At 39.7% G+C, this 26,478-nt stretch carries 21 protein-coding genes; 11 read left to right on the forward strand and 10 right to left on the reverse strand.

What is annotated here, in order from left to right:
- Positions 1-75: 75 nt before the first annotated feature.
- The 5 genes from MWU84_RS05405 to MWU84_RS05425 all read right to left on the reverse strand — a co-directional run bounded on the left by MWU84_RS05405 (position 76) and on the right by MWU84_RS05425 (position 7,257).
- Positions 76-267: a cold shock domain-containing protein gene (locus MWU84_RS05405; protein WP_246899154.1), complete on the reverse strand. Its 192-nt coding sequence runs from the start codon at positions 265-267 to the stop codon at positions 76-78.
- Between the two features lie 124 nt (positions 268-391).
- Positions 392-1,408 (reverse strand): OmpA family protein, encoded by a 1,017-nt coding sequence (locus tag MWU84_RS05410; protein ID WP_246899155.1) that lies wholly within the window; start codon positions 1,406-1,408, stop codon positions 392-394.
- Positions 1,409-1,630: 222 nt separating this feature from the next.
- Complete coding sequence (locus MWU84_RS05415; RefSeq protein ID WP_246899157.1) at positions 1,631-2,056, reverse strand: hypothetical protein; 426 nt, start codon at positions 2,054-2,056, stop codon at positions 1,631-1,633.
- A 400-nt stretch (positions 2,057-2,456) separates the two neighbouring features.
- On the reverse strand, positions 2,457-4,208 hold the full coding sequence (locus tag MWU84_RS05420) for a TonB-dependent receptor (protein ID WP_246899159.1): 1,752 nt from the start codon (positions 4,206-4,208) through the stop codon (positions 2,457-2,459).
- 25 nt (positions 4,209-4,233) lie between these two features.
- Complete coding sequence (locus tag MWU84_RS05425; protein WP_246899162.1) at positions 4,234-7,257, reverse strand: tetratricopeptide repeat protein; 3,024 nt, start codon at positions 7,255-7,257, stop codon at positions 4,234-4,236.
- A 147-nt stretch (positions 7,258-7,404) separates the two neighbouring features.
- Between MWU84_RS05425 and MWU84_RS05430 the strand changes: the two genes are divergently transcribed.
- From MWU84_RS05430 to MWU84_RS05445, 4 genes are all read left to right on the forward strand, one after another.
- Entirely contained in the window at positions 7,405-8,088 is a 684-nt protein-coding gene (locus tag MWU84_RS05430; RefSeq protein ID WP_246899165.1) for an ATP-binding cassette domain-containing protein, read from the forward strand.
- Between the two features lie 302 nt (positions 8,089-8,390).
- Positions 8,391-8,873 (forward strand): hypothetical protein, encoded by a 483-nt coding sequence (locus MWU84_RS05435; protein ID WP_246899167.1) that lies wholly within the window; start codon positions 8,391-8,393, stop codon positions 8,871-8,873.
- Between the two features lie 145 nt (positions 8,874-9,018).
- Positions 9,019-10,056 (forward strand): histidine kinase, encoded by a 1,038-nt coding sequence (locus tag MWU84_RS05440; protein ID WP_246899169.1) that lies wholly within the window; start codon positions 9,019-9,021, stop codon positions 10,054-10,056.
- Positions 10,053-10,814 carry a LytTR family DNA-binding domain-containing protein gene (locus MWU84_RS05445; RefSeq protein ID WP_246899172.1) on the forward strand — a complete coding sequence of 254 codons (762 nt, stop codon included), beginning with the start codon at positions 10,053-10,055 and terminating at the stop codon, positions 10,812-10,814. The genes MWU84_RS05440 and MWU84_RS05445 overlap by 4 nt, the downstream gene beginning before the upstream one ends.
- 81 nt (positions 10,815-10,895) lie before the next feature.
- Here the strand turns inward: MWU84_RS05445 and MWU84_RS05450 are convergent, their stop codons facing one another.
- Positions 10,896-13,934 (reverse strand): ThuA domain-containing protein, encoded by a 3,039-nt coding sequence (locus MWU84_RS05450; protein ID WP_246899174.1) that lies wholly within the window; start codon positions 13,932-13,934, stop codon positions 10,896-10,898.
- Positions 13,935-14,208: 274 nt separating this feature from the next.
- Here MWU84_RS05450 and MWU84_RS05455 point away from each other — a divergent pair, with 274 nt between their 5' ends.
- The 4 genes from MWU84_RS05455 to ppgK all read left to right on the forward strand — a co-directional run bounded on the left by MWU84_RS05455 (position 14,209) and on the right by ppgK (position 17,457).
- Entirely contained in the window at positions 14,209-15,024 is an 816-nt protein-coding gene (locus tag MWU84_RS05455) for an NUDIX hydrolase (protein WP_246899176.1), read from the forward strand.
- Positions 15,025-15,078: 54 nt separating this feature from the next.
- Positions 15,079-16,113, forward strand: a complete 1,035-nt coding sequence (locus MWU84_RS05460) for a sulfatase-like hydrolase/transferase (RefSeq protein WP_246899179.1) — start codon at positions 15,079-15,081, stop codon at positions 16,111-16,113.
- A gap of 18 nt (positions 16,114-16,131) precedes the next feature.
- Positions 16,132-16,566 carry a sulfatase/phosphatase domain-containing protein gene (locus MWU84_RS05465; RefSeq protein WP_246899182.1) on the forward strand — a complete coding sequence of 145 codons (435 nt, stop codon included), beginning with the start codon at positions 16,132-16,134 and terminating at the stop codon, positions 16,564-16,566.
- Positions 16,567-16,704: 138 nt separating this feature from the next.
- Positions 16,705-17,457 carry a polyphosphate--glucose phosphotransferase gene (ppgK, locus tag MWU84_RS05470; RefSeq protein WP_246899186.1) on the forward strand — a complete coding sequence of 251 codons (753 nt, stop codon included), beginning with the start codon at positions 16,705-16,707 and terminating at the stop codon, positions 17,455-17,457.
- 140 nt (positions 17,458-17,597) lie between these two features.
- Here ppgK and MWU84_RS05475 read toward each other — a convergent pair whose 3' ends face one another.
- The 4 genes from MWU84_RS05475 to MWU84_RS05490 form a co-directional block, all read right to left on the reverse strand.
- Positions 17,598-18,506 (reverse strand): hypothetical protein, encoded by a 909-nt coding sequence (locus MWU84_RS05475; RefSeq protein WP_246899189.1) that lies wholly within the window; start codon positions 18,504-18,506, stop codon positions 17,598-17,600.
- A gap of 40 nt (positions 18,507-18,546) precedes the next feature.
- Entirely contained in the window at positions 18,547-19,335 is a 789-nt protein-coding gene (locus MWU84_RS05480; RefSeq protein WP_246899191.1) for an SDR family oxidoreductase, read from the reverse strand.
- Positions 19,336-19,637: 302 nt separating this feature from the next.
- Positions 19,638-21,437 carry a translational GTPase TypA gene (gene typA / locus MWU84_RS05485; protein WP_246899193.1) on the reverse strand — a complete coding sequence of 600 codons (1,800 nt, stop codon included), beginning with the start codon at positions 21,435-21,437 and terminating at the stop codon, positions 19,638-19,640.
- Positions 21,438-21,635: 198 nt separating this feature from the next.
- Complete coding sequence (locus MWU84_RS05490; RefSeq protein ID WP_246899195.1) at positions 21,636-22,121, reverse strand: DinB family protein; 486 nt, start codon at positions 22,119-22,121, stop codon at positions 21,636-21,638.
- A 179-nt stretch (positions 22,122-22,300) separates the two neighbouring features.
- Here MWU84_RS05490 and kdsA point away from each other — a divergent pair, with 179 nt between their 5' ends.
- The 3 genes from kdsA to MWU84_RS05505 all read left to right on the forward strand — a co-directional run bounded on the left by kdsA (position 22,301) and on the right by MWU84_RS05505 (position 26,383).
- Positions 22,301-23,119 carry a 3-deoxy-8-phosphooctulonate synthase gene (gene kdsA / locus MWU84_RS05495; RefSeq protein ID WP_031442727.1) on the forward strand — a complete coding sequence of 273 codons (819 nt, stop codon included), beginning with the start codon at positions 22,301-22,303 and terminating at the stop codon, positions 23,117-23,119.
- A 274-nt stretch (positions 23,120-23,393) separates the two neighbouring features.
- A complete protein-coding gene (locus MWU84_RS05500; RefSeq protein WP_246899197.1) occupies positions 23,394-24,707 on the forward strand; it encodes a sulfatase-like hydrolase/transferase in 1,314 nt (437 codons plus the stop codon).
- Positions 24,708-24,775: 68 nt separating this feature from the next.
- Positions 24,776-26,383 carry a sulfatase gene (locus MWU84_RS05505; protein ID WP_246899200.1) on the forward strand — a complete coding sequence of 536 codons (1,608 nt, stop codon included), beginning with the start codon at positions 24,776-24,778 and terminating at the stop codon, positions 26,381-26,383.
- Positions 26,384-26,478 lie beyond the last annotated feature (95 nt).

A 26,478-nucleotide genomic window follows, 5' to 3' on the forward strand; every position in this document is an offset into this window, starting at 1 on the left:
AATACGGGTCTCACGAACAAAAAAAAGCCTATCAAACGATAGGCCTTAGGTCTTAGGAAATTAAAAAAGTATATATTAAATAACTTTAACGTTTACTGCGTTTAATCCTTTTTTTCCTTCTTTTAGTTCAAACTCAACTTCATCGCCTTCGCGAATTTCGTCGATTAAACCAGAGATGTGTACAAAATGTTCTTTGCTAGAACCTTCTTCTGTGATGAACCCAAATCCTTTGGCATCGTTGAAAAATTTTACTGTTCCTCTACTCATTACTAAAATTTAAATTAATTACTTATTGTTGGTCAAATATAGTTCCAAAAGTTTGAACCACAATCATTTATAGCCAACAATTTTAACAAGTACCAAAAAAAAACTCGACAACCCCTTTAAAAGCTTACTCTTCGAGGGCTTTGGATATTATAAACTCCACCCTTCTATTCCGCACCCTACCCTCTTCATCCTCATTATTTCCAAGAGGTTGCTCAGCCCCAAAGCCATTCCAAGTAATTCTTTGACCTGCCAAACCCAATTGGATCAACCTATTTGCCACTGCCATAGAGCGTTTCACAGAAAGGTCCATATTGTAGGAAGAAGTCCCCAAATTGTCCGTATATCCATTGATTACAATGTTCAAAGTACTGTCGGATTGCAGATAATTGTAGACGCGCATAATCTCTTGCTCTCCCTTTTTCCCTAGATGAAACTCATCGAAATTAAAATGGACATTCTCAAAAATATGGGTCTCGTCCAAGGCATAGGACTGCATTCCTTCCCCAACATATACCATATCCAAGAAATAATAGGCCCCGTTCACATTTTTCTCCTTTGCCAATCTCTGTCGCCTTGTAGAGGCATTGTTCTTAAAATTACCAATGGTAATAAATCTTTCCGAGCCCTTGGCAACAAAGTTTGCAGATACCTTGACCCAAGAATTCTGATCAGTCATGAATTCGTCCCCCAAAATTTCGACGCTGGTAAAATCATTTCCTTCAATTTTGGAAAGCTGCCATTTGGAGAGTCCCTTTTTAATTTTCACCCCTATTGGTTTTGTTGAAAATAGAACATCAAAATCACGAACAGCATAATCCGAATTCTCGGCCAAACTAAGATAAAACGAAAGTGTATAGGTAACTCCATGCAGCAAAGGTTCTTTTAGTTCTCCTTGAATATACTCCCTGTAATCCTCAGGAGCATACATATAGAATCCCAAATAGGCCTCACCAAATTTGGCCGTTTGCTCTCCCATAAAATTAACGGGCACCCCCATGCTAAGACTACAAGCATTAAAATAATCAGTGGTTCCATGAGTAGGTACGGACCAATATTTAAGGTCTTCCCCAAAGTTCCCCAAATGATCCGGGCATTCCAAAAAGGCCTCAAAACTTGGATTTTCCACAAGGTTTTGAGACATACCCCTTCCTAGGCATAATGTGGATAAAATCCACATCCCAATTCTACAACCTATGGTGCAATGCCTCATTTTGAACAAATTGTAAGCGAAACTTGTTGACAAAAGAAATACCTAACGAGCAAAAAGTCTAAGTTCAAGATATCAAAAATAAAAAAACATCCCCAAATTCAGGGATGTTTGCAATACCAAGAAAGAAATACAACTGTTCCGGCTATTAAACCTTTAGGATTTATTTCTTTTTCCTTTCAATGAAAATGTACCTTCTGTAGAATTGGCGTTACCGTTAATAATATCATCCTTCACTTGCAAGGATACTTGTACTTTTCCCCCATCGATATAGACCGAAAAGTTGACATTGTTCTCATTGACCTTTACTTCAGAAGCGGTCAAAGTATTATAATTGGCCTTTACCACCACCTTATACTCCTCCTTTTCTTTAGTAATGATCAACACACCAACACTGTATTCATAAGGAACATCGTCCACGGTGTATTCCCATGTTCCAATTGGAGATTTGTACACCTTTTCAACTACTTCGGTTGGGTTAATGCCATCATTAGTATCATTACTTGGGTTCTCTGCCAATAGCGACATACTGCCGGAAACAAAAAAAACACAAGCGTAAAACAATTTTGCAAAATTTCTCATTCTTAAAAAGTTTTATAATTAATATTATCCAGGCAACAAAAGAAAGTTATCCAACAACAAAAAGGAATCCTTTTTCCTATTCTGTGACCAAATGTCCCGTAAGAGTGACGAATGGGACAGTTTTTAAAATTCAACCTTGACAAAATTAACCATCACCGCTCCAAAAAAAATATAAACCTAAGCAGCCCCCTTTAGTAAATTGGAGTTTTAACAGAATAAGGAATATCAATTCGTAATAGTACCCAATTAATGAACAAGAACTACTAAAAAAATACCTTACTGCCTTTTTGCCTCCTAAGATAGAAGGTTAAAGGCAGAAGGTACATTTACGGCGACCATAAAATACCATGGGGTTTTGGCAGATCATGACCAACCGCCAATTCTATTTATTTTTTATATCCTATAGATCAAATTTGTACGTAGCTCCGGCCAAAACCTGGAAACCTTGTACTTGATAATTGTTCCAACGCATATAATTCTGATTGGCAATGTTATTGGCCTTTGCAAACACGGACAATTGCTCATTTACCCGGTACCCAATGTGGGCATTGGCATCAAAATAGCTATCTAAAGTAACCGTTGTCATATCGTAGTCTTCCGGTAGTGTCCCTGGAGATGCCACGGTGTAAAGATCGTCACGTTCGCCCACATAAAACAGATTGGCACCGATAAACCAGTTCTCCCCTATTTGATAATCCATAAAGGTAGAGGCGGTAAGGCCGGGCAGGTTCCAGGCAGGGTTATCGGTTTCCGTATCGTAATCATAAACTTGGGCATTAATACCTAGGCTAAAATTACGATTTATATCTACATTTAATTCACCAAAAACTCCTAAGGTCTTTACGTCATCATAAAATACCTGAAAGCTATTTCCATAGTAATACCCTTTTTCATCCGTCCTTGAAGTATTTTCTGGATTTAGCAAAAATAGTGGTTTTCTATTTTCCGCCATATAAGACCCCTTAAGGTTATAGCTAAGATTGGGCAACAATTGTCCTTTTAAGCCTATGTAGGCATCATATTGCTGATCTGTAGGCTGAATGTCCAAGGTTGGGGAAACGTATGGGTTCTCTTCTACAAATCCATAGAACGAATTTTGCTTTAACATCCCTTCTACCCCACCATATGCTATGGCTACCTCATCCAACAAACGATAGGATGCCGTTATTGTGGGATAAATATAGAAATTACTATCACTATTTTCCAAATCCATTCCATACACCAAATTGACACCAAGATTAAGCGAAAGATCGTCCCCCAAAATATTTATATTAGGGTTTAAGCCTACTTGCAAATGCGAGTAATCTATTCCTGGAATATTGGAATCATTGCCCACCTGTCCATTTTTAAACTGGCCGCCCAAATAATCTACCTTGGCCTTAAGTGTCAATAATTCATCCCCCAATGGAAATTGGAAAGCAGGTTTTAACACTGCTCTGTTTTCGCCAGATTTTGTAGTATCCCAAAACCGTCTATACAGTATATCGGCACTCTTAAAAAAGGAATCCTCTACTTCCACAAAACCACCGGCAAAGGCATTAAAATAGTTTTGTTTTTCATCTATACCGTTCACTACTTCCTCTGTATAATATCCATTGGGAATTCCGTACCAATTATATAATTGATGTTGCCCCCCTATATGGGCTCCCCAACTTATATCCCTATCCTTTTTGGTGTAATTGGCCTCCAATTTGGTATTATAAAATATGTTATCCAAGGCTGTTCCATCAATTTCTCCCCTAGAAGAATGGTGGTTTAGGCTAATATCCAATCGTTCATCACGATTAAGGGCACTACTGGTATAAAAATCCGCCAATGCATTATTATAATTACCCAAACCTACGGAGGCATAAGAGTTATATATTTTCTCCGGAGGGGTCTTTTTTACCACGGAAGCCTTCCCTTTTGAAGGTGTAAAAGTGGAAGCAACGGGTACGGAAAATATACTGTAGTTTATAGGTTTCTTTTGCAATACAATGGAATCGTTCAAAGTAGGTACCGACTTCACCTTAAAAGCATCCGATATGGTAGGGGCATAAGCCTTTACCACCGTCACGGTTTCAGTACCTAAATCTTTTTCATCATCCTGTGCCAATCCGATCTGTAGAAAACCTAGAATAGCAAATATGGTTATTTTAATGTGCTTGTGCATATTGTGTACTTTTTACAAGGAATTTTTAATTTCCATCTGGATTAATGGAGGAATTACTTTGAGCTTCTTTTGCCTTAATTATGGACGACTCCTGTTTGGCTTGGGCCACTATTTCCGGATAATCCCCAAAATTGGCTATAACACTATCCAAAATATAGGTGGCTTGGAAAGCATCCCCCAAGGCATAGAAATTCTTGGCCATAATGATCAAGCCTTTAGCGCTCCATTCCTTATACCCCGCGTAATCCTTGGCCAATTTTTGAACCGAAGCATTGGAAGTCTCATAATTTTGCGCCTTATTCTTAAAGTAAGCATCATAGTAAAGTGCCTCTGCGGCTAAATCCCCTGTCGCAATTTTAAGGACTTCCGAATACGCTTTTTCTGCCCTGTTCTCATCCTTGGTCTTAATGGCCGATCTCGCGATCATTATTTGCGCATCACTTTTTATACGGTTATCTATATTGGAATTGGACAACACCTTAGTCGCATATTGAATGGTCTTGCCATAGTCTGACTGTTCATAATAACCCTTCATCAAATTGGATTGGGCAAAGGTGATATTCTGCTGAATTTCCGCTTTGGACTCCAATTCTTCCAAATAAGAAATGGCCGTTACATAATCGTTCTTGCCTACATAGATCTCACATACCCTGGTAAGTGCCTGTTCGGCATATTCATTGGTACCTTTGCCAGCCACATTCTTGAAATACGGCAAAGCTTTGTCCTTCTGACCCTTGCCAAAATACAGTTGTGCCAAATTAAAATTGGCCTTTAGGGAATTCAATCCGTTTGGAAATTGTTTAACATAGGTCTCATACCCCTTTATGGCGGCATCCCGATTCCCTTCTATATATTGCTTATCAGCAGACTCAAAAGTGGCATTGTCCAGTTCGGTATCGGTAACCTCAACAAAATCGAGCCCCTTTACCCACTGGGCATATTCGTTTACCCTACCCAGATCCACATAAATAAGTTTGGCCGTAGTTACGGCCTGTAGCGCTTCCTGTGTATTGGGATGATCCCTTACCACCGTTTTGAATTTGGCCAAAGCCTGTTCGTTGCGATTGGCATTATAATGTACCAATCCTTGTCGCAACATCGCCTGTGGCACCAAAGAGCTGCCCCTATAATCCATAGTGAGTTGATCGTAAAGCTGTAACCCTCTTTCCGTATTATTGGCTCTCACATAAGAATTGGCCAATTCAAACAAGGCATCGTCCTTAAGAGTAGAGTTGGGATACCTGGACACAAAATTGGAAAGCTCCTCTATCTTGGTAGCGCTCCTGTCCACAAAACCATAGCTCAATGCCTTTTGATAAGCAGCATAGTCGCTTGCGGGACTATTTCTGGCTATGGCCTTATTATAGGTTTCAATGGCCGGCCAATACTTGCTACTAACAAAATAACTGTCTCCTAAACGCAGGTAAGCATCGTTTAACTTTCCACCCTCCCCGCTACTGTTTTCTACATAACTGGCAAATGCAGCTATGGCGTTGTTATAATTTCTTAATTTGAAATAGGCGTATGCCAAATTGTAATTCAAGTCCTTGAATTCCGGGGTAGCTCTGGCACTCGCATTGGATTTAAATTGAAGATATCCCGTCACGGCCTCATCAAAATGATTGAGGTTATAATCCGATTCTGCCTTCCAATAGCTAGATCTGGCCTTAAAATATTGGTCTTCTGCATTGTCCAGCGACTTATTAAACACGGCCGATGCTTCCTCATAATTCATCTCCAAAAACAATTCCACTCCCCTGTAAAATGCCACTTTTTGATAGGTAGCCTTACTGGCAAAATTTTTGTTTTTCTCCAAAAGATCCATAGCACCAGCAAAATTTTTGGAAGTAATATAGGAGTCCACCAAAAGTTCCTGCATCTCACCCTTATTGGCATCATTGGGATATTTCTCCAAATAATTGGTCAAGACCTTGGGCACGGGCTCATAGGCATTTCCGATTTCGTAACTCAATCGGGCATAATTTAAATAGGCATCCTTTTGAATTTCCGGATTGAAATCCATTTGGGAAGCGTTTCTAAAGGCGTTCAAAGCCTCTTGCTTTTTATCCAGCTTTAAATAGCATTCCGCCAAATGATAATACGCATTTTGGGAAACATCGTTGTTCCCGTCAATTATCTTATTGAATTGCTGTATCCCATTGGCATAATCGCCTTGCATATAATAGGAATAGCCCAAAAGATAGTAATCCGTATTGTTCCATTTACCCCTTTTCCCCTTGTATTCGGATAAATAAGGAATGGCATTGGCATATTGTTTTAAATTGAAATAACTCTCGCCAATAATTTTGTTTAGTTCCGAAACTTCATTTCGATCAGATTTTGGCAATTGTTTTTTCGCCAAGGCAATAGCCTCTTCGAACTTACCCAATTTAAAGTTCATATCCGCCTGATAATAGGACAGCTTTTCCTCTAACAATTCCTGGTCGCTTATCTGATCAAAACGTTGATTGGCCTGGGCATAATCGTCCTGCTGATAAGCAATATATCCCAAATAATACTTGGCTTGGGAACCATAGGTCGGAGAAGTGGTCACCTGGTTCAGGTAGCGCTCAGCCTCTTTTGGTTTGTTGGAGGAAAACAAGGCATAGCCATTGTTAAAATTGAACCGTTCCTTGTCCTTTCTGGACATGGAACTTTGGTCTACCTTGGTATACCATTTTAAGGCATATGGATATTTTCCTGTTTCAAAATAATAATCGGCCACATCAATATAGGCAGAATTACGCTTGGTAGAGGTTGGGTAGTTTTCAACAAAGTCTTCCATTAACCTGTCGGCCCCCAACTGATTAAGGCGAATCGCCGCAGTAGCTGCATAGTACGCACTATTGGCCTGGGTCTCTTCATCCCTGGTATTGTTTTTTACCTTTTCAAAGATAGTCTGAGCTGCCTGATACTGTTTATTGTTATACAAGGCCAAAGCTTCCTGATAGTCCTTTTGGTCAAATGTATAGATTTCTGATTCTTGGGCGCTCACGTAAAATAAAGACCCAACAAAACACAGTATTACAGCGGTTTTTTTTCTTAGCATAGTGTTCTCTAGAAGTTAAGAATTACCGTAATTAAATTATATAACGATAAATATTGTCCCTAAGTATATGATAAAGAAAAAGATTTTTAAAGAAGATTTGATTTAATTCCAAAGGAACTTATTACTTTTATATCAACATTAAAAACTATGGGCGAAAGCATATTGGAGCTGAAGGATGTAGCCGTATTTCAAGGTGAAAATTTGGTATTGAACGACATTAGTCTTGAAATAAAAAAAGGGGAATTCGTATACCTTATCGGGAAGACGGGCAGCGGAAAGAGCAGCTTTATGAAAACTTTGTACGGCGACCTTCCATTAAAACAAGGTAGCGGGCATATTGTGGAATTTGACCTTACCACCCTAAAAGAAAAAGAAATTCCCTATTTGAGAAGAAAGTTGGGGGTGGTTTTTCAAGATTTTAAATTGTTGCCAGACCGCAACGTCAACAACAACCTTCTTTTTGTACTTAAAGCTACAGGCTGGAAAGACCAGAGCGAGATGAACGCCAAGATTGAAGAGGTCTTGGACAAAGTAGGCATGAAAACCAAAGGCTTTAAATTTCCCCATGAACTTTCTGGAGGGGAACAGCAGCGCATCGCCATAGCACGAGCCCTACTCAATGACCCGGATCTTATCCTGGCAGATGAACCAACGGGGAATCTCGACCCCCAGACCAGCGTGGAAGTGATGAAGGTGCTCCAAGACATCAACAAAACAGGAAGGACCATTCTTATGGCCACCCACGACTACGCCCTAATACTAAAATACCCGTCCAAAACATTGAAATGCGATGGCAATAAGGTGTTTGAAGTAATACAACGTGCAGTATAGGTAAAGAACAGATATCACCTAGGAGACACCTACATATTTTTCCACTTAAGGACTGTCCAAAACTTAAAAATTTGCCGGTGTCCAGGTTCACCCCACCTGCCAGCAAGAATTCCCATAAGCCCAATAGAAGGCCTGTTTTAAACCCGATTGGATCAAATCTGAATCCTCTCAACCCTAGCCGTAGACGCTTCACCTTCCATTTTAGTCGTTTCACTTAATATCTACCTGAAACGCCCTTTAAGGGTCACTATATTTGTACCAGAAATAAAATATAAATCAAAATATTCATAAAAATAAATAATATGAAAAACGCAGCTTTATTAGTTAGCACTATACTAGTATCCCTTTCACTGTTCTCATTTTCAGGAAAGGACAAATGTTTAAAATCTGAAAATATTGAGTGCTATTTAGAGTCCCATAACCCTTTTGCAGAAGGATTGCGTATGGATGAAGAAGTAAGAAATTTAAGCCTAAAGGACATTAACCTTATAGATGAGGAAGAAGAAATCGTATTAAATTTTGATACGGCTACCTACTTACCAATTGGCTTTAATGCCTATAAGGGTATTGGATTGGATCTTGACAATCTTGTATTTGAGGACTTGGAAGAAGAAATTGTCCTTGGTTTTGATACGGCCCAATACCTTCCAATTGGCTTCAATGCATATGAGGGTATGGAACTGGATCTAAACGACATTGTTGTAGAAGAAATAGAGGAAGAGATCAACCTTGGCTTTGAAGTTATGAACTACTTGCCTAAAGGGTTTAATGCCTATGCCAAATAACAAGAACTACTTGAGTTAATTACTTACAAGCTCTTGACTCTTTTCAAGGGCTTTTTTTCACTCCAAAATTGAAGGCCTACAAAATACATCCAGAGAACTATGATAAGGAGGTGTAATGAAGTATATTTAAAACAACTAAGTTGATATGGACACTACAAAACCGGTAAAACAGCTCGAAATTATAAAGATTGCCCTGCTCATTGCTGTTTTGGTGACATTACCGCTAACCATATCCCTTTTCAGGACAACCGGTTTTAATAAAGAAATTTTTTCCAGTGAACTGTTTGTAGATCTTGATTTAAAATTCTGGTTTTTTTTCCTTTTTTCTTGGGCTACTCTGCAGTTCAACACCAATTGGATTTATCGTATTCCCAAAAGAAAAAGCTTAGTTATTTGGGCCTTGAGACTCTCAGGCAATATTGCAATCCTAGTCTCCACAATTCTACTTTTAGATTTCATATACCCCTATTTGGTTGATAAGGACGTTTCCAATAGAGAGGAAGACTTTCAAGTTTTTATATTCATCGTTGTCCTCATCATCATCATTTTTATTTCTAGAATTTTAAGGCTTCAAATTATTCAGCGTCAAAATATATTGGAAAACGAACATTTGAAACAGCAGAACCTTCAAAATGAACTTTCAGCCCTTAAAAATCAAATAAACCCCCATTTTCTCTTTAATTCCTTAAACTCCCTAAACTCCCTTATCCGAGACAATAAGGAGGCTACCATGTTTGTTAAAAAGCTTTCTTTTATGTACCGTTATATATTGCAGAGCGGGGACAGGGATTTGGTACCACTGAAGGAAGAACTTAAATTCCTGGACAGTTATACTTATTTGATAAAGACAAGATACAGAAACCGTTTTCAAATTGAAATAGCCATTGACGAAACTTATCTAGACAGAAAAATTCCCCCTTTAGCCTTACAATTATTGGTGGAAAATGCAGTAAAACACAATGAAATTTCAGAAACGCATCCCTTAAAAGTCAATATCTATTCCCAAGAGGATTGTATTTATGTGGAAAATAAAGTACGGACCCGAACCTCTCTGGCCGAGGGTACCGGGACAGGACTATTAAACCTGTACAAACGTTACTATATGATACGCAAACAACAAATAATTATAGACAAACAGAGTGATATTTTTAGAGTAAAACTACCCTTGAACAAAATGACATGAAAGTAGTAATTGTAGAAGATGAACTGGCGGCAAGTGAAAATCTAGCCTATATGCTGAAAAACCTACAGGATGAACTTGAGGTATTGGCTGTTTTGGATTCGGTGAAAACTGCTGTTCATTATTTTTCAAAAAATCAGGAAGCCGACCTTGTTTTTATGGACATTCATCTAGCTGATGGACTTTCTTTTGAAATTTTTGATGCCGTTAAAATAGATGCCCCAATTATATTTACAACTGCCTATGACCAATATGCCTTAAAAGCATTTAAACTAAATAGCATTGATTATTTATTAAAGCCGATAGACGAAGATGAATTGGAATTGAGCCTTGCGCAATTCAAAGGCCAATTAAAGGGCAAGGGACTCATCACTAATCAAGTTGAAGGGCTATTAAGCCTATTAAAGGATCAGAAAAAGACCTATAAATCCATGTATTTGGTGCATCATCGAGATGAACTCATACCATTGAAAACAGAAAAAATTGCCTATTTATATATTGAAAACGGCATAGTCAAGGCGGTAACAAAAGACAGACAGACCCATATAATCGAACAGAAATTAGAGGATATTGAAAACGACCTGGATCCCTCCAACTTTCACAGGCTAAATCGACAGTTCATTGTCCAAAGGGATTCCATTGCGGGGATAAAACAATATTTTAATGGGAAGCTAATCATTAGCGTTAAGCCGCCCCATGAAGAAAAAGTAATTGTAAGCAAGGCAAAAGCCACCGAATTTAAAAATTGGATGAATCATTGACCTGAAAGTTATCCATAATTAATAACCCCAGGTCAACAATACTCCTTGTAACTTAAAAAAGCCAACAACCCAATAACACCATTACTTGGTCCCGGCATTATCAGGATCGTCATCCATTTGCAATACTACGGACTTGGAGCCTGTTAAGGGCTTTACATTGTTCCCGCCATTATCCGTGTAACTCGCCGTTATTACCATTACCGTAGTCCCTTTTGCAGGGCTAGGTTTTATAGTTCCTGCAGCAGGCAAGGATTTCTTCTTAACCGCAGTGCTGGCAAGTGACTGGATATACAACCCTATCTGTCTGGATTCATCCTTGGTCAAGTTGGGATGTGCCGGCATGGTTACTTCTCCCCAAACCCCACTGCCTCCGGAAATTATCTTTCCTTGCAAATAGCTAAGTCCCTTTTTATCATTCTTGTACTTTTCAGCGATATCACGGTACATTGGACCAACAGATTTCTCCTTTTCCTTGTGACAGGTTTTACAATCCAAAGCCAATGTTAGGGCTTTTCCGGTCACGGCTGCCGAAACCTCTTGATGCCCTAAAGAGAGAGAGGCCTCATCCATACCTTCCAAATAATCTACGGAAACAAATATATTGTCGGCATCAATTGCCGACCCATCCGGATCGGTAACGGAAACCTTATAATTTACAGCCACTCCCGGCTTAAAAAATGCAGTGTTGCCTCCACTGATAACTATAGTTACCTCTGGCCTGGAATTTCCGACCACTATATTATGAGCTTCGCTTTTAACTGAAGCTTCCTTGTCATCCGCAACAGTTGCAGATATAAAATAGTCTCCCGCATTTTCGTAGGTATAGGTAATTTCTGGGGAGGTAGTTTCCTTGGTTTCTCCATTCCCTAAATCCCACAAATAAGTCATGGCATCCTCTTCCCTATCGCTGGCCTCAACATTGGCCGTAATGGTCAAGGGTAATTTTCCAGAGGTTTTATCTACAGTAATACTCCCGATCACTGGAGGTCTATTGCCCCCATTAAATTCGATATAACTCAATGCCGAATCATCATTCTTCGAAAACCAACCGCTACCGTATTCCAAAAGATATACCCTACCATCAGGACCTACCTCCATATCGATTAGGTTATTTACTTTAATTTGATCGGCAAATGGCTCCATCTTGTTGAATTCCCCATTTGGAAACAAAGTAACGGCCATCATCCAGCCCCTGATCCAATCATAGACCAACACTTTACCATCGTAATACGCGGGAAGGGCATTGGGTCCATTGTAAATATCCGTATAATATACAGGTCCAGCCATGGCGTTCCTTCCGCCAGTACCTGTCTGTGGAAATTCCTGGGATGCCACGTACGGATAAAAACCATAGGCCGGCATTGCCTTGGGAAGCTCCCTAAGCCCGGTATTATTTTTTGAATCGTTAATAGGTTTATCAGGATCAAAAGCATCCCCACTTTCCCCTGTGGCATAATCATAGCTGCGGTATGGTTTGTTATCGGCAACGAACAGTGGCCAACCAAAATTACCGGCCTCCCTTGCCTGGTTCATCTCATCATACCCCCTAGGCCCTCTAGTCTCCAAACTGTCTATTCTGGCATCAGGGCCCACATCTCCCCAATACACATATCCCTTTTTGGGATCTACGGAAATTCTGTAAGGATTTCTATGGCCCATGGTAAATATTTCTGGCCTAGTCTTGGCCGTTCCTTCTGGGAACAAATTGCCTTCAGGAATATCATAACTACCATCCTCATTGACCTTTATGCGCAATATCTTTCCTCGGAGATCATTGGTATTCCCTGAGGATCTACGGGCATCGTACTGTTCCTTTCCTGGTAAATCGTTTAATGGCGCATAGCCCTTATTGGTGTACTTTACCCCTTTTTCATTAAAGGGGGTACTATTGTCGCCTGTGGACAAATACAACATATTATCCGGACCAAAAGCTATGGAACCTGCTGTATGGCAGCAAATTTCACGTTGACTATCCACTTCCAAGATAATCTGCTCAGAAGCCATGTCAAAAACATCGTTCTCAAATTTAAACCTGGACAAACGGTTCACCCACTTGTCCCCAGTTGGACTATAGTAAACATAGATCCAATGGTTGGTTTCGAACTTAGGATCTTTTTGTAATCCCATCAATCCCTCTTCCGCATTTACATCTGGGGTATTCAATGTTTTATGGTAAACATCCAAAAATCCAACCTGAGATAATTCTTTGGTAGCATCCTTGTAGAGCATAATCTCTCCCCTTCTCTGGGATATCAACACATCATTATTGGGCAAAATGGCCATTTCGGTAGGCTCAAAAAAATCACCTACCTTCAAAGGAACTTTGGTAAACCGATCGGAATCTGGGGGAATCTGTGTAGTTGCCTTTGAATAGTCCAATATCTCATTCTTCCCAATGGCATACTCAATTCCGCCCAATAAGTGTTGCAAATACAACTCCTCGGCATAGCTTTCATCCGCATGGGCCAGAGCAGTATAAAAGGCCCGACCACCATCGTACTCGTGATACCAACTCATAGGATGGTGTTCTCCATTTGTACCTCCTTCGTAGGTCTTTTCATCAACGGTCATTAAAACGTGAACCTCGGGATTAATTTTCTTAAAATTATAAAGTTCATCTGCACGATGCCAGATAGAATCAGCAAACATATTAGTAGCACCAAAAGTGTTGTCCTTTATAATAAAATCGGCTTCCGGTGTGCCTGCCGGGTGACCGGAAAAATAAGCTCCTACCAATTTACCATACCAACCCCAATCATATTCGGTGTCTGTTGCAGCATGCACTCCTACAAAACCACCTCCAGCCTGAATATATCTTTCAAACGCTGCTTCCTGTTTGGCATCAAAAATATTGCCCGTGGTATTTAAAAAAACTATAGCAGAATATTTTTTTAGGTCATCATCATTAAACACATCTGCGTTTCTGGTCGTATCCACCACAAATTTATTTTCTTTCCCTAGTTTTTGGATGGCTTCCATTCCTTTAGGTATGGAAGAATGCTTAAAGCCCATGTTTTTGGCAAAGACCAAAATTCGCGGCTCGCCTTCCCTTTTTTTGCTAGTGCAGGAAGTAAAAAACATGATAAAAACACCAAGAATAAGCGCAATGTAATTTTTCATCAAAAGGATATTAAGAAGATTATTTAGATTAAAAGGAGAAATTTAAATTATACATAACATGACTGGAAGTAGAAATCCCAAAAGGACTCAACTCTTTTTAAAAAAGCCATCCCCTCAATTTTGAATTTCCCAAATATAGCATTTATTTGATTGTATTGTAGTTGCATATTTAATTATTGGAAAAATTTCATTTTCTCCTATTTCCAACATCACTTTCAAAACTCTACACTCCAGCAAAAATTATTTTATACCTTTAATAAACCAACCACGAACAATGATTTTAAAAAAACAAGTCTATAAGATAGACAAAAAGGTGAATCCCCTAATTGGGATCCTCCTTTTCTTCATCTCCATATTTTTATTAGTCCTTACCCTTCCCTTGGGGTTCATATACGGTCTTTTCCATGGACTTTTCAAAAAGGGTATCGTAGGACTTGGAGAGTATCTTCTCCAAATAGCCATCTCCATAGATCAATTGGGAAATGTTGGGATGCAACATCTTTTAAACCTATTGTGGATCAAAAAAGGGGGCTATAAATTCGGAAATCGGGACGAGACCATTTCCAGTGCCCTTGGCAGAAACAACAAAATGGGAACACTTACCAAGTTTGGCTCTGCCATTGATAAGCTACTTGATTTCTTGGACCAAAACCACTCCCTTAACTCTATTGACTATTATATAGAACCTTCAAAAGAAATTTTGGATCAATTGGTTTGGATCCAAATTATGGACAAAAAGCTATTGGCTATTAAACCTTTAGGAAAGACCAAGTATGTGCTTCCTGGAGCGCAAAAGGAACCAAAGATATCGGACGTAATGGCCCTGTCCAAGAAAATAAAGGAAGATTGGAAAATATCCTTAGATATCACCACCTTTGAATATATCGGTATTTTTGAAGCACAGGCCGATGGCAAAAGACCTGGGATTTTAGTTAGAAAAACTAGTTACTTTTCCCAATATACTGGGGAAATGTCAATTGATCCGGGTCTAGGGGAAATTGTTTGGCTAACGTACCAGGATAGGAGAAAAGCATCCCAAGTTGATAAATTGATTTTCGATTTCCTTAAAGACTCTGACCTTTTGATCTAACAAATCCACAGCCATAATATTTGAAGTAATTTTAACCATTGAACAAGTTCGGCTATGCCAACAGTTTTAAAAAAACTATATATTGCCCTTACAGCCTTAGTTCTCCCGACTAGCAATTTGCAATGCCAGGAGGTGCAAAAACAGCCCAATGTTCTGTTCATTTCCGTGGACGATCTGAGAACGGAACTGGGCATATATGGCCATCCAGTTGTAAAGTCGCCCAATATGGATGCTATAGCTTCCAAAGGATCTGTTTTTACCAATCATTTTGTACAGGTCCCCACCTGCGGGGCTTCCCGCTATGCCCTATTAACAGGGATGCGCCCATCCAAACCCGAACATTTAAAGAACAGTGCCATTGAAAACGAGATATCCGGCAAGGAAGAAACAGATCTATCCGAAAGCTTTATACACCATCTTAAAAGAAATGGCTACCACACTGTTGGCATAGGTAAAATTAGTCACTCTGCCGATGGATTGGTCTATACTTATGAAGAGCCGGTATCCAACAAAAAAGAGTTGCCCCATAGTTGGGACGAGCTATTATTCAATTCAGGTAAATGGGGTACGGGATGGAATGCCTTTTTTGCATATGCAAACGGAGAAAATAGACAGAGCCTAAAGAGACAGGTAAAACCCTATGAAGCCGGAAAGGGAGAAGATAATGGCTACCCTGATGGACTTACCACCCAACTTGCCATTGCAAAACTCAGGGAACTAAAAGATAAGGAAGGTCCTTTCTTTATGGGTGTTGGTTTTTTTAAACCACACCTTCCGTTTAATGCGCCCAAAAAGTATTGGGACCTTTATGACCGGGAACAGATACCTGTTTCTCAAAATCCCACTATTCCAGAAAAAATAAACTTAAAGAGTCTGCATGAAAGTGGAGAATTCAATGGATATGCCTTGGGCGACGAGCATCCAAGCCTATCGGAACCGGTTTCCATTGATTATGCAAAAAAGTTGGGACATGCCTATTTGGCCGCAATAAGTTATATAGATGCACAAATTGGAATGATTTGGGATGAGCTAAAAGTTTTGGGGTTGGATAAAAACACCCTAATCGTCATATGGGGAGACCACGGTTGACATCTGGAAGATCAGCGGGTGTGGGGAAAACATACCTTGTATGAAAATGCCTTAAAAAGTGCCCTGATCATTAGATCGCCCTTTGAAGAACATCAAACAAAAAAAGTAAATACCATTATCGAGACCGTTGACATCTATCCCACAATTATGGAACTTTGCAATATTGACATAAAGCATAAAATAGACGGGGAAAGCTTTAGGGATGCCTTCACTGGCACTGACCCCAAAGCCGATCAAGTGGCTTATAGCTACTATAGAAATGGTATTTCTTTAAGAACCGAAAAATACAGATTAACCAAGTATTTCAGACATGACGAACCTACCGTTGAACTTTACGACCATATTAAGGACCCTTATGAAACCAAAAATATTGCCCAGTTAAATCCAGATATTGTTAAGACGCTTATGCCATTATTGGAAAAGGGGAATACGGGCCTCTATAAGGGAAACTAGAGCACGTATCAGCATAAAGAGCTCTATATCAATATACATAAGGCGCTACAGGGTTACAAAATTGTATCAAAACAGTACTGATATACCAACTCACAAAAGTTTTTTGTTACTTTGTTTACAAATACATCAATATAATACATGGAAATCCTAGGAATAGATGTCGGTGGCTCGGGCATAAAAGGAGCCTTAGTAAATATGGAAACTGGTGAAATGATTACGGAACGGTTTAGAATACCCACTCCAAAATCCCGCAAACCAAAACCTATGGCGGAAGTAGTGGCAAAAATCGTAGAACATTTTGATTATGACGGACCAATTGGCTGCGGATTTCCGACCGTCATAAAAAAGGGTATCTGCAAGACCCCGGGAAACCTTCACAAAAAATGGGCAGGAGTAAATGTAAATGAATTGTTCAGTGAGGCCACTGGATTACCTGTAACCGTTGTGAACGATGCCGATGCCGCAGGATATGCATCCATGAATTTCGGCGTAGGCCGCGGAAAGGAAGGCCTTGTATTGATGATTACCATAGGCACAGGTTTAGGAAGTGGTGCCTTTTATAACGGAGATTTGATACCAAATTTTGAATTGGGTCAGATTCCCTACAAGAAATATGATAAAATTGAATTGTGGGCCGCAGCATCTGCCAAAGAAAGGGAAGAGCTAAGTTATAAAAAATGGGGCAAGCGATTCAACGTTTTTCTGGAGTTTGTAGAACTAATCGTATCCCCTGATCTAATTGTCTTAGGTGGAGGCACCTCCAAAGATTGGGACGAGTTTAAAGACTGTATCACTATTGAAACCCCTGTAATACCTGCAGAACTACAAAATCACGCCGGCATTATTGGCGCTGCAGCCGCAGCCTACAACAAAAAGGGAGTATTACATTAATTAACAATGCTTGCCTATCATTAACTTGCTATTTTCATCCTAAAAAAATGCAGTTACTAAATAAGTAGCAATATTAGCTTAATGGCAAATTAAAAAGGTGATTCCCGTAGATCGGAAATCACCTTTTTTTATTATAAATATCACAGACCCTCCAAAAGTTTTGCTCCCTCAGGCTGCTCAAAGAAGTGCTCCTCCAATTCGCTTTTGAACTCTATATCGCTCAATTCAATGGTCGTAATAGGTTCTCCTTTTGGCTGGCCGTCGTCTGTGGACCAATAGGTATTGAATTTTAAAGGAAAACTTATGCCGTTAACAGCTGTACGACTTACCAATTCCATAAACTTTTCGGGATTATTCCCTCCATTGGGAAAATATCCAGGGTAGGAAACTATATACCGCAATGCCGATAAAAGGTGGGTTTTAGCATCCAAATACAATATATAATAGTCGTCTGGAGCATCACCTGTCCCTGAATCGAAAGTAACTTTTACCACATCTTGTGGCATACCCTTGTAATTGGTCTGTGGCAACAATTCCAGATTAACACCTTCCCCGTCCAACACCAGAGGTTGAGCGGCAAGATATAAAGGGGTCAAGGCCCAAAAACGCAGATTATACTTAAAAGTGGTACTGTCCTTGGCTTTTACCCAAGCATTTTTTCCATCCCATCCATAGATTGCAGTACTGTCCGTAACACTGCGGTGTCTTGCTTTATTGCTCCACGTATCAATAGTTTGATAGGTATCTCTAGGAACCGAACCGTCCAATGGTTGATAGTTGAACCTAAAGGACAAATAGCCGTTGCCATACCATTTATTTAGCCCTCCCATTGCTTCCATGGCATTCCAAACCACTTTCCCCGCTTCAGAACCATCAAGTCTCTTTTTTGCCTTTACAACCCTATTATCCACCCAAGATTCTGGAATCGAACTAGGATTGGCTTCCTGAAGCAATTGGGTCTCGGCAACTTCCTGATTTGGTTTGGCGGTCTCCTTGCAGGACAACAAAGAGGTACATATTATAACTGCATAGATAAGCGTATACTTCATATTAAATATTTGTTTTTTACTATTATTAATCCGGTATGGATTAAACGGACTTATGACCTAAACTTGCTTTTTTTCGGTCCTCATAATTCTGCGCTACCCTTTTATCAAATTCTTGAGGCGCCTCAAAATTCATGACATTGTCCCTAAGTCGTTCATCTCCTCCAAAAATAACATGTAATTCATTATTAAGTAACCCTTCTATTGAACGTTGAGCCACAAATTCCGCGGAATCCATCACTCTATCTTTAAATTTATCCATCATATCCGTATCCGTCGCTGTTGGAAAAGAGCAGGTAACACTAATATTGAACGGAGCAAGTTCCCTTCGCATAGAATCCGAAAATTGGCGTACTGCTGCCTTAGTGCTTCCATAGGCCGCATAAAAGGGCATTCCTATGAGACCCAAACCGGAAGATATATTTAAAATTGCGGCTTCTTTGGATGTTTTTAAAAGCGGTATGCAATATTTAGTGAGCAAAAGCACGGCTGTAATATTTACTGCTACTTGATCATACAGGTCTTCATCCGGTATATCTTCCAAAGGACCTGCAGATACTATGCCGGCATTGTTGATCAAGATATCCAAATGACCCCATTTATCCTCTATACGTGCCGCTGCCTCCCGTAAGACTTCAATGTCTGCCACATCGCCGGCAATGCGCATAAACTTAACGTCTTCAAATTCTTGGGACAACTGTTTTAAATTTTGTTTATCACGGGCTATTACAGCAATTTGGCGTACACCGCCTTTTACCAATTCATGTATCATACATTTTCCGATACCTCTGGTACCACCAGTAATCAGTACATTTTTTCCTTCTAGTTGCATATTTATTAACTTGGGTTAGACCGAATTCAGTTATAATTCAACTTTAAAGTAGTAAAAATGCATATCCGAAGCGAAGAAAAATAGGCTTAGTTCAAATTATTCAGAAAGTGGGAATATGTGGCCCAAAATTTTAGTGATTTCCTAATCCATAAGTTAAAAATGATAATTTTCCTGACTGACTAAACCGAATCAATTAGAATTGAGCTAGTAAATCTATGGCAACCAAAAAGCCACCTAAAAAGGTGGCCCATAGAATTTGTACATAGAACAAAAAAAGTCCCTCTTAAAAAGGACTTTTCTATTTATGCTATTTTATTACGCTTACGATCATTTTCTGTTAAGAATATCTTTCTTAGACGCAAGTGTTTGGGCGTAACCTCAACGTATTCGTCCTTTTGAATATATTCCAAGGCTTCCTCCAAAGAAAACTTAATGGCAGGTACTATTTTGGCTTTATCATCCGCTCCTGAAGAACGAACGTTTGACAATTTCTTCGTTTTGGTGATATTAACCGTCATATCGTCACCTCTAGAATTCTCTCCAATTACCTGGCCTTCATAGATATCCTCTCCCGGGTCAACAAAAAACTTACCTCTGTCCTGCAATTTGTCAATAGAGTAAGGAATAGATTTTCCTGTTTCCATAGATACCAAAGAACCATTTTGTCTTTGAGGTATATCACCTTTCATTGGTTGATATTCCAAAAAGCGGTGCGCCATAATAGCCTCACCCGCAGTGGCTGTCAACAATTGGTTTCTAAGACCGATAATCCCACGTGATGGAATTAAAAATTCACAAACCATTCTATTTCCTTTGGCTTCCATACTGGTCATCTCCCCTTTACGGATAGATACCATCTCCACTGCCTTTCCTGAAACTTCTTCAGGTAAATCTATCGTCAATTGCTCTATGGGCTCACATTTAACACCATCAATCTCCTTGATAATAACCTGTGGTTGACCAATCTGCAATTCATAGCCTTCCCTTCTCATAGTTTCTATCAATACGGAAAGGTGCAATACCCCACGACCAAAGACCAAGAATTTATCGGCACTATCGGTTTCATTTACCCTTAAGGCCAAATTCTTTTCCAATTCCCTTTTTAGACGGTCATTGATATGTCTAGATGTTACAAATTTACCATCCTTTCCAAAAAATGGACTATCGTTGATGGTGAACAACATACTCATGGTAGGCTCATCAATAGCAATAGTCTTCAGTTGCTCAGGGTTTTCAATATCGGCAACGGTATCACCTATTTCGAAACCTTCAAGACCAACAATGGCGCAAATATCACCAGTTGTCACTTCCTGAACTTTTAAACGGCCTAATCCTTCAAAGGTATATAGTTCTTTAATTTTGGATTTAACAATAGTACCATTTCTTTTTATCAAAGAAACTTGCTGATTTTCTTTTAAGGTTCCCCTTTGTAGTCTTCCGATAGCGATCCTACCGGTAAAGGAAGAGAAATCCAAAGACGTGATCAACATCTGTGTATTCCCTTCTTTGGCCTCAAAAGTTGGGATATGCTCAATAACCATATCCAACAATGGCTCAATATTCTCTGTTTGATTTTTCCAATCCTCGCTCATCCAATTGTTCTTTGCAGAACCATACACGGTCGGGAAGTCCAATTGCCATTCCTCGGCACCTAGCTCGAACATAAGATCAAAAACTTTCTCATGTACTTCCTCAGGAGTACAGTTTTCCTTGTCTACCTTATTGATAACCACACAAGGTTTAAGACCTAGGTCTATTGCTTTTTGAAGTACAAAACGGGTTTGCGGCATAGGGCCTTCAAAGGCATCCACCAATAAAAGCACCCCATCGGCCATGTTGAGTACACGCTCTACCTCACCTCCAAAATCGGCGTGACCGGGAGTATCTATAATGTTGATCTTGGTATCTTTGTAGACAACGGAAACGTTCTTGGAGGTAATGGTAATACCCCTTTCACGTTCCAAGTCGTTATTGTCCAAAATTAGGTCTCCGGTATTCTGGTTGTCCCTAAATAATTGACAGTGATACATAATTTTATCTACCAAGGTGGTTTTACCGTGGTCAACGTGGGCTATAATAGCTATGTTTTTTGTAACTCCCATAATATGATTTTAAACGCATCTAAGCACCCTAAATGCGGGCGCAAAGATACTCATTTTTTTTACGCCAACTACAAAAGCCCAATTTTTCTTATCTTATTGATATTGAAGTAGTTTTACAAAGCTTGGGTTAATGCTCTTTTAATACGGAAAAGTAGTATTGACCCTTCATATTGAAACACTATTTTGTTCCATATTGATCTATTGTTCATCTGCAGAAGGACCATAGGTAGCAGGAACCGACTCGTTCAACAACCGAAGGCATACACCCAATTGGGCTCTATGATGTGGAAATTGATTAAGTACCATCCCCCTTAGCACTTGATACTTGGGCATTTCCATCACAGTCTTTCCTCCTTGAATCATTTTCCATTTCTTATCGTACTCACTATTGGCTACTTTTAGAGAATCTGCCGCTTCCTTTGCAGCCGATTTCAGGGTTTTGATCATTTCGTCCACATTGTCATTAATTGGAGGTTTGTATTCATCCATTATCATCTCATCTTGGGACATCGTACCTACCACCCAACTAGGCAGTTCGGCCAAATGACTCCCCAATTGCTTAATGGACATGGATTTAGGATGTGGGCGCCAGTCCAATTTATCCTTAGGAATGCGTCTTAAGAACTTCTCTGTAAGGGCTACTTCATGTTCCAATTCCGGAATAAGTAATTTTTGAATTTCCATGATGTCTTGTTTTTTGATTAACCCTTTAATTTACAACAATTATCCCACTAAGTTATCATCCAAGCACCTCTATAAACTAGAATTATCACAATTTTAACCTACCTCCAAAACACTTTAAGAATGCTCAATGAATAATTTGCTACCTCCAAATTCCTATCTTTGCTCCAAAATTAAGATCGATGAATCTAGAACTCATACCTCAACTTAAACATACCAAAAGCAACAACTTTTTTCTACTTTGTGGCCCCTGTGCCATTGAAGGGGAAGAAATGGCGATGCGCATTGCTGAAAAGGTAGTTACCATTACCGATAAACTTAATATCCCATATGTTTTTAAGGGAAGTTTTAAAAAGGCCAACCGCAGTAGGGTAGATTCCTTTACGGGCATAGGGGATGAAAAGGCCTTGAAAATTTTAAAAAAAGTATCCGAAACCTTTAAGGTTCCTACTATTACGGACATACATGAAATATCGGATGCCCATATGGCCGCAGAATATGTAGATGTATTGCAGATACCGGCCTTTTTGGTGCGTCAGACCGATTTGGTGGTAGCAGCGGCAGAGACCGGAAAAGTGGTGAATCTAAAAAAGGGGCAATTTATGAGCCCTGAAAGCATGAAGCACGCAGTACAAAAAGTCTTGGATTCCAACAATGAACAGGTTATGGTGACCGACAGGGGCACCATGTTCGGTTACCAGGATATGATCGTGGATTTCCGTGGCATCCCAACTATGAAGCAATATGCACCGGTAGTCTTGGACGTCACCCATTCCCTACAACAGCCCAATCAGTCTTCAGGGGTAACCGGGGGAAGACCGGATATGATAGAGACCATTGCAAGGGCAGGAATAGTCACTGGTGCGGATGGTATATTTATGGAGACTCATTTTGATCCAGCGAACGCCAAAAGCGACGGTGCCAACATGCTGCATTTGGATCATCTAGAAAAATTATTGACCAATTTGGTGGCCATACGCAAAACAGTAAACTCCCTTTAAATTAAAGCCTAAAGGGTTTTTACCAAAATATTATTTGAATGCCGCACGTTCTTATGCGGCATTCTCATTTCCCCCAAATGGATTTCATAAGGTTTAAATCCAAAAAATTGATTTCAAATAGGCTTGTCAATACAATGTCCATAACCCAAAAGAATCTATACAATACTGCTTCTTGCCATTGGCGGGAAAATACTATAAATTTGCTAGTACCTCAACCTACATTTTCTGAGAAAATTAAGGCAAAAGGATCTAATTCCATACCTAAAAACCAACTATGCTTCGCTTGCAATTTTATCTTATTCTTTTAGTCTCCACTTTTTTGATCGTATCATGCAAGAATGGCAAAAACCAGATTGCCGTCAAAAAACCGAATGTAATTCTTATCATGGCCGATGATCTGGGCTACGAGACCATTGGCACATATGGGGGCAGTAGTTATCCCACTCCAAACCTGGACAAATTGGCCAATGAAGGTATGCGATTTGACCATTGCTATTCCACCCCTCTGTGTACCCCTTCTCGAGTTCAGATTATGACAGGCAAATACAACTTTCGAAACTATATTGGTTTTGGTCTACTGGACCCTAGGGAAAAAACCTTTGGGCATTATATGCAAGAAGCCGGTTACAAAACTTATATCGCCGGAAAATGGCAGCTATTGGGAAATGCGTATCAACAAAAATTAGCTGGTGACCGAATTGGAACTACCCCCGAAAAAGCAGGATTTGACGACTTTTGTTTATGGCAAATTGATCATTTGGGATCTAGGTACAAAGACCCCTTGCTGAGTACAAAGAAAAATGGGGCAACAACTCACCAGGGCCAATATGGTCCCGACGTCTTTCTAAAGAATATCACTTCCTTTATGGAAAACCACAAAGATTCCCCATTTTTTGTCTACTACCCTATGGTACTGACCCATGACCCCTTTGTGCCCACTCCCAACAATAAGGAGTTTAAAGGCTTTGACGCCAAGTCGAAAATAAATGATCCTACCTATTTTGGTGAAATGGTGGAGTATATGGATAGGATAATAGGGGAAATAATCAAAAAAACGGAAGAATTGGGTATTCGTGAAAATACACTGATACTCTTCGTAGGGGACAATGGAACCGACCGCGATGTTACCTCTAGCTTCAACGGTATTTCGATTAAAGGCGACAAAGGCCATACCACGGATGCAGGAACCCATGTTCCCTTTATAGCAAACTGGAAAGGGAAAATTGCCCCCAAAAGCATAAATAATAATCTAATAGATTTTACAGATTTTCTACCTACGTTGATGGACATATCGGGAACTACGCCAACTTCGCCCGTGCCATTGGACGGCATTAGCTTCTACCAACAACTTTTGGGTAATAATTTCCAAAAAAGGGATTGGATATTTTGTCATTACGCACCAAACTGGGGGAAGTTTGAACCCAAAAGATATGTTCAGAATAAACAATGGAAATTATACGATACTGGCGAACTGTATAATTTGGCTCAGGATATTGAGGAGGAACATCCATTTTCACCGGATAACTATCCCAAAGAACAAAAAGAGGTACTAACCACTTTTAAAGGAATTTTAAACCAATACAAATAGATCCACACTTCTGGATTTATTGAAACAAAGCCCTATTTTTACATTTTTAAAGCATTTTAACACCTAATATGAAGTACACATTTCTTTATCTAATTTTTGGAGCATCTTTTTTATTATTTACCTCTTGTAAACAGGAAGCAAAAGAACAAATTTCAAAAAAACCGAATATAGTTTTTATCATGTCCGATGACCATGCTTATCAGGCCATTAGTGCTTATGATGACAAGCTTATCAACACGCCCAATATAGACAGAATTGCCAAGGAAGGAATGCTCTTTACCAACGCCAGTGTTACCAATTCTATTTGTGCACCATCGCGTGCCGTTATCCTGACAGGAAAGCATAGTCACATTAACGGGAAGATAGATAATATCTCCCCATTTGACACCACCAATGTTACCTTCCCGCAATTGTTACAAAAGGCAGGCTACCAGACCGCTATGTTCGGGAAGCTCCATTTTGGCAACAACCCAAAAGGTTTCGATGAATTTAAGATCTTACCGGGACAGGGAGATTATTACAACCCACGTTTTATTACTGCTACAGGGGATACTATCGTTAAGGGTTATGTAACCGATATTACCACCGACCTCACCTTGGATTGGCTACAAAACCGTAGGGATGCAAAAAAGCCTTTTATGTTGATGTATTTGCACAAGGCTCCACATAGGTCCTGGATGCCAGCACCAAGACATTATAAAGAATTCACAAAGAAAACCTATCCTTTACCAACTACTTTGTTCGACGATTACGCTACACGTGAAACTACTGCAGGACCTGCTGAAATGAACATCCTTAAGCATATGACCCTGCGTTATGACCTAAAGATAACGGATGAGGTACTGGCAGAATTAAACATTAAGGAACATTTGGGCATTGGAGGCCTCAATAAATTTAATCCTGAACAGAGAGCGGAATGGGACGAAGTATACGGCCCTATTAACGAGGCCTTTAAAAAGGAGTACAGCAACATGAACGATTCTACCCTGATGGTTTGGAAATATCAGCGGTATATGCAGGATTATTTAGGGACCATTGCCGCAGTCGATGAAAACGTGGGGAGGGTATTGAACTATTTGGATGATGAGGGACTTTCCGAAAATACTTTGGTGGTATACACTTCCGATCAAGGCTTTTACTTAGGGGAGCACGGCTGGTTCGACAAGCGCTTTATGTACAATGAATCTTTTAAAACCCCGCTACTTATAAAATGGCCAAATGTAATCACTCCTGGCACCACAGAAGATGAAATGGTACAAAATCTTGATTTTGCACAGACCTTTTTGGAAGTTGCCGGTGTAATAGCTCCAGAGGATATGCAGGGCAAAAGCCTAGTGCCTTTGCTAAGGGGTGAAAAGGAAAAATGGGATAGGGATGCCGTTTACTATCATTATTACGAATATCCGGCAGAACATGCCGTAAAAAGGCATTATGGTATTGCCACCAAGGAGTTTAAATTGATACACTTCTATTACGATGTAGATGTATGGGAACTCTATGATCGCGAAAAAGACCCTCAGGAACTAAACAATGTATTTAACGATCCAGATTATGTCCAAGAGGTATCTGAATTGAAGGAAAAACTGAATGGATTAAGGAAAAAATATAAAGATTCCGATTCGTTGGGCAACCAATATATTCAGCTTTATAAGGACAAGGGGTTGATTGAGGAGTAATCAGTGGTCAGTGGTCAGTGGTCAGTGGTCATGGTCATGGTCATGGTCATGGTCATGGTCATGGTCATGGTCATGGTCAGTAAAACGTAGAGAAA

Source organism: Arenibacter sp. F20364 (assembly GCF_023015905.1).
GTDB lineage: Bacteria > Bacteroidota > Bacteroidia > Flavobacteriales > Flavobacteriaceae > Arenibacter.

Coding starts and splice junctions, on each gene's coding strand:
- MWU84_RS05405 (WP_246899154.1), bottom strand. CDS start 267: ATGAGTAGAGGAACAGTAAAATTTTTCAACGATGCCAAAGGATTTGGG.
- MWU84_RS05410 (WP_246899155.1), bottom strand. CDS start 1,408: ATGTCTCAAAACCTTGTGGAAAATCCAAGTTTTGAGGCCTTTTTGGAA.
- MWU84_RS05415 (WP_246899157.1), bottom strand. CDS start 2,056: ATGAGAAATTTTGCAAAATTGTTTTACGCTTGTGTTTTTTTTGTTTCC.
- MWU84_RS05420 (WP_246899159.1), bottom strand. CDS start 4,208: ATGCACAAGCACATTAAAATAACCATATTTGCTATTCTAGGTTTTCTA.
- MWU84_RS05425 (WP_246899162.1), bottom strand. CDS start 7,257: ATGCTAAGAAAAAAAACCGCTGTAATACTGTGTTTTGTTGGGTCTTTA.
- MWU84_RS05430 (WP_246899165.1), top strand. CDS start 7,405: ATGGGCGAAAGCATATTGGAGCTGAAGGATGTAGCCGTATTTCAAGGT.
- MWU84_RS05435 (WP_246899167.1), top strand. CDS start 8,391: ATGAAAAACGCAGCTTTATTAGTTAGCACTATACTAGTATCCCTTTCA.
- MWU84_RS05440 (WP_246899169.1), top strand. CDS start 9,019: ATGGACACTACAAAACCGGTAAAACAGCTCGAAATTATAAAGATTGCC.
- MWU84_RS05445 (WP_246899172.1), top strand. CDS start 10,053: ATGAAAGTAGTAATTGTAGAAGATGAACTGGCGGCAAGTGAAAATCTA.
- MWU84_RS05450 (WP_246899174.1), bottom strand. CDS start 13,934: ATGAAAAATTACATTGCGCTTATTCTTGGTGTTTTTATCATGTTTTTT.
- MWU84_RS05455 (WP_246899176.1), top strand. CDS start 14,209: ATGATTTTAAAAAAACAAGTCTATAAGATAGACAAAAAGGTGAATCCC.
- MWU84_RS05460 (WP_246899179.1), top strand. CDS start 15,079: ATGCCAACAGTTTTAAAAAAACTATATATTGCCCTTACAGCCTTAGTT.
- ppgK (WP_246899186.1), top strand. CDS start 16,705: ATGGAAATCCTAGGAATAGATGTCGGTGGCTCGGGCATAAAAGGAGCC.
- MWU84_RS05475 (WP_246899189.1), bottom strand. CDS start 18,506: ATGAAGTATACGCTTATCTATGCAGTTATAATATGTACCTCTTTGTTG.
- MWU84_RS05480 (WP_246899191.1), bottom strand. CDS start 19,335: ATGCAACTAGAAGGAAAAAATGTACTGATTACTGGTGGTACCAGAGGT.
- typA (WP_246899193.1), bottom strand. CDS start 21,437: ATGGGAGTTACAAAAAACATAGCTATTATAGCCCACGTTGACCACGGT.
- MWU84_RS05490 (WP_246899195.1), bottom strand. CDS start 22,121: ATGGAAATTCAAAAATTACTTATTCCGGAATTGGAACATGAAGTAGCC.
- kdsA (WP_031442727.1), top strand. CDS start 22,301: ATGAATCTAGAACTCATACCTCAACTTAAACATACCAAAAGCAACAAC.
- MWU84_RS05500 (WP_246899197.1), top strand. CDS start 23,394: ATGCTTCGCTTGCAATTTTATCTTATTCTTTTAGTCTCCACTTTTTTG.
- MWU84_RS05505 (WP_246899200.1), top strand. CDS start 24,776: ATGAAGTACACATTTCTTTATCTAATTTTTGGAGCATCTTTTTTATTA.